The sequence below is a fragment of the Streptomyces cahuitamycinicus genome (assembly GCF_002891435.1).
Classification (GTDB): Bacteria; Actinomycetota; Actinomycetes; order Streptomycetales; family Streptomycetaceae; genus Streptomyces; species Streptomyces cahuitamycinicus.
The window spans coordinates 1-3,857 of record NZ_POUC01000594.1 but is presented as its reverse complement, the minus strand read 5'-3'; the positions used below and the strand labels follow the sequence as shown (position 1 = coordinate 3,857).

Annotated in this window: 2 protein-coding genes and 1 pseudogene; all 3 read left to right on the top strand. The window is 70.2% G+C overall.

The window, feature by feature from the left end:
- The first annotated feature begins 94 nt into the window (after positions 1 to 94).
- On the top strand, positions 95 to 1,651 hold the full coding sequence (locus C1J00_RS39920; RefSeq protein ID WP_102913749.1) for an SCO6880 family protein: 1,557 nt from the start codon (positions 95 to 97) through the stop codon (positions 1,649 to 1,651).
- A 6-nt stretch (positions 1,652 to 1,657) separates the two neighbouring features.
- On the top strand, positions 1,658 to 3,067 hold the full coding sequence (locus tag C1J00_RS39915; protein WP_102913748.1) for an ATP-binding protein: 1,410 nt from the start codon (positions 1,658 to 1,660) through the stop codon (positions 3,065 to 3,067).
- A 17-nt stretch (positions 3,068 to 3,084) separates the two neighbouring features.
- A pseudogene (locus tag C1J00_RS39910) lies at positions 3,085 to 3,857 on the top strand (type VI secretion protein); the annotation flags it as partial.

Here is a 3,857-nt window from a genome sequence, read left to right as displayed (position 1 = left end):
GCGTCAGATGTGTACAAGAGACAGGCCCCGTCAACACTCCCCACGCCAGCAACACCCGCAACAGCAGTACCAACCGCACGGGAGGTGAAGGGCGTTGACGACCGAGTCCCACGTGTCCCATCCGGTCACGCCCCGCCGGACATACCTGATCGGCCGCGCCCGGCCGAACGCGATCATCGGCCGCAACCGGGAGACCGGCGAGATCGCCCTGATCGTCGTGGGCGCGTTCCTCGGCATGATGTGCGGGCTCCTCGTCCCGGTGCTGTCCCTGCGCATCGTGCTGCTCGCCGGGTTCCCGATGCTGGCGCTGGCCGCGGTGTACGTGCCGTACAAGCACCGCACCTTCTACAAGTGGTTCGAGATCAACCGCAGCTACAAGCGGACCCTCAAGCAGGGCACCACCTACCGCTCCACCGCGATCGAGGCCGGCACCCGGCTGGACGGCAAGGAGATCGAGGTCGGCCCGCCCCCGGGCATCGGCCGCATCACCTGGCTGGCCGCCCCCTTCGGCCCCGACGAGATCGCCGTGCTCCTGCACGCCGACCGCAAGACCGTCACCGCCGCCATCGAGATCGAGGGCCCCGGCGTCGGCCTGCGCGACTCCGAGGACCAGGAGGCCCTGGTCGACCGCTTCGGCACGCTGCTCAAGCACGTGGCCAACGGCGACGGCTTCGTCACCCGCATCCAGATGCTGGCCCGCACCCTCCCGGCCGACCCGGACGCCCACAACAAGGACGTCGCCGTCCGCGGCGACGAAAAGGCCCTGCCCTGGATCCAGGAGTCCTACGACCAGCTCCAGTCGATGGTGTCCACCAGCAGCGAGCAGCACCGCGCCTACCTGGTCGCCTGCATGCACTACACGCGCGACCTCGCCGCCGAGGCCAACGCCATGGCCCGGGCCGCCCGCGCCCACGGCGGCAAGGTCGACCGGGACGCCGGCCTCGCCGTCGTCATGGCCCGCGAGCTCACCGACATCTGCTCACGCCTCCAGGAGGCCGACATCCGCGTACGGCAGCCGCTCGGGCAGGGACGGCTGGCCTCGCTGATCCACTCCATGTACGACCCGGACCACCCCATCGACCACATCCAGGCGATGACCAAGCGCAACGCCTGGCCGGCCGAACTGGACGCCATGGAGCCCACCTACCTCCAGGCCAAGACCCGCGAGTCCTCCACCCGCGCCCCCTGGTGCCACGCCACGGCCTGGGTGAAGGAGTGGCCGATGACCCCCGTCGGCGTCAACTTCCTGGCCCCGCTGCTCGTCCACACCCCGGACGTCATCCGCACGGTCGCCGTCACCATGGACCTCGAACCCACCGAGGTCGCCATCGAGCGCATGCTGACGGAGAAGACCAACGACGAGGCCGAGGCGTCCCGCGCCGCCAAGATGAACCGCACGGTCGACCCGCGCGACATCGCCGCCCACTCCCGGCTCGACCAGCGCGGCGAGGACCTCGCCAGCGGCGCGGCCGGCGTCAACCTCGTCGGCTACATCACGGTCTCCTCCCGCAACCCCGACGCACTCGCCCGCGACAAGCGCACGATAAGGGCCTCCGCGGGCAAGTCGTACCTCAAGCTGGAATGGTGCGACCGCGAGCACCACCGCGCGTTCGTGAACACCCTTCCCTTCGCCACCGGCATTCGGAGGTAGGACCAGATGCGGGACCCGCTGTCCGTCCTCACCGACGCCTTCACCTCCTTCCTCTTCGGGAAGGTCGAGACGACCAGGCTCCCGGTGCGCACGTCCACGGGCCAGGCCCAGGCGGTCTACCTCCCGACCGCCGCCCCCGGCCTCGGCGACTCCGGCGTCATCATCGGCCGCGAGGTGTACTCCGGAAAGGGCTACATCTACGACCCCTTCCAGCTCTACGGCCAGCAGCTCCCCGCCCCCCACTGGCTGGTCCTCGGCGAGTCCGGCAACGGCAAGTCGGCGCTGGAGAAGACGTACGTGCTGCGCCAGCTCCGCTTCAAGGACCGCCAGGTCGTCGTCCTGGACGCCCAGGGCGAGGACGGCGTGGGCGAATGGAACCTCGTCGCCCAGGAACTGGGCATAACTCCCATCCGTCTGGACCCGATGGCGGCCCTGGACATGGGTATCCGCCTCAACCCGCTCGACCCGGCGATCACCACCACGGGCCAGCTCGCGCTGCTCCGGACGATCATCGAGGTCGCCATGGGGCACGGCCTGGACGAACGCTCCGGCTTCGCCCTCAAGGTCGCCCACGCCTACGTCAACGAGACCATCGTCGACCGCCAGCCGGTGCTGACCGACATCGTCGAGCAGCTGCGCCACCCCGAACCCGAGTCGGCCGAGGCGATGAACGTCGCCCTGGACGACGTACGCGCCTGGGGCCTCGACGTCGCCCTGGTCCTGGACCGCCTGGTCGACGGTGACCTGCGCGGCATGTTCGACGGCCCGACGACCGTGGGCATCGACCTCGACGCCCCGCTCATCGTCTTCGACCTGTCCCACATCGACCGCAACTCCATCGCCATGCCCATCCTCATGGCGATCGTCGGCGTCTGGCTGGAGCACACCTGGATCCGCCCCGACCGGAAGAAGCGCATCTTCCTGGTCGAGGAGGCCTGGCACATCATCAACAGCCCGTTCGTCGCGCAGCTCTTCCAGCGCCTGCTGAAGTTCGGCCGGCGCCTGGGCCTGTCGTTCGTGGCGGTGGTCCACCACTTGTCGGACGTCGTGGACGGGGCGGCCGCGAAGGAAGCGGCGGCGATCCTCAAGATGGCCTCGACCAGGACGATCTACGCCCAGAAGGCGGACGAGGCGAGGGCGACGGGCCGGGTGCTGGGGTTGCCCAGGTGGGCGGTGGAGATCATCCCGACCCTCACCCCCGGCATCGCCGTGTGGGACGTCAACGGCAACGTCCAGGTCGTCAAACACCTCGTCACGGAGACCGAACGCCCGCTCGTCTTCACCGACCGCGCGATGACCCAGTCCTCCGCCGACCTCGCGGACGACGCCCTGCACGCCGCCGAACTTGAGGCGGAGGAAAGGGCCGCGGCCTTCGTGGAGCACCACCTGGGCGACTCCGAATCGACGGTGGCGTAGGCGTAAGGGGAAGACGCGTGAGACCGGACGACCGCCACACCCCGCGGGACGGCCAGGGAGGCATCCCCGACGGCCTGCTGGTCGGCGTACTGGCGTTCCTCCTCGGCATGACCGTGCTGGTGTGGACGGCCACGGGCCTCGCCGCCCTGTTCGCACACGGTTCCTGGCCGTCCGGCGTCACCTTCGCCCGCACGCCCCTGGCCATGCGCGGCCTCATCGCCCAGCCCCACGACATCTCCGGCGCCTGGCCCGGCACACCCCCCGGCGAACTCTCCGGCTACGGCCTGTTCTGGGGCCTGTTCATCGGCCAGCTGATGGTCCTGGTCGTCCTGACCGTGTTCGTGATGAGCACGCTGGCCCGGTGGCGGGCGGTTCGGGCGAGGCGCCGGGAGGAGAGGATCCGGGCGGCGCAGGAACCGCCGACGCCGACGCAGCACGAGGCACCGGCACAGGCGCAGACACCGGCACTCGTACAGACACCGGCACCGGAGCTTGATCCGACGGCGGTGCAGCACGAGTTGCCGACACCCCGCTCGCACCCCCCGGAGCCGGCACCGGTTCCGCCTCCCTCAGCGACCGTCCCGACCACAGCCCCGGCTCCCCTGTTCGCCCAGGACCGGGTGGGCAGGTGGGAAAGGGTCCTCGTGGCCCCGAGGGAGACCCGCCGGAGCACGGCAGCCCAGGCGGTACGCGACGCGGAAGGCCCCGCCCTCGTCGTCACCTCGAATCCCGCTCTCTGGCAGGAAACCAAGGACGCCAGAGCCAAGCTGGGCCCCACCCACCTCTACGA

Bases quoted from the DNA above. Each gene is read 5' to 3' on its own strand.
- C1J00_RS39915 (WP_102913748.1), top strand. From the start codon at position 1,658: ATGCGGGACCCGCTGTCCGTCCTCACCGACGCCTTCACCTCCTTCCTC.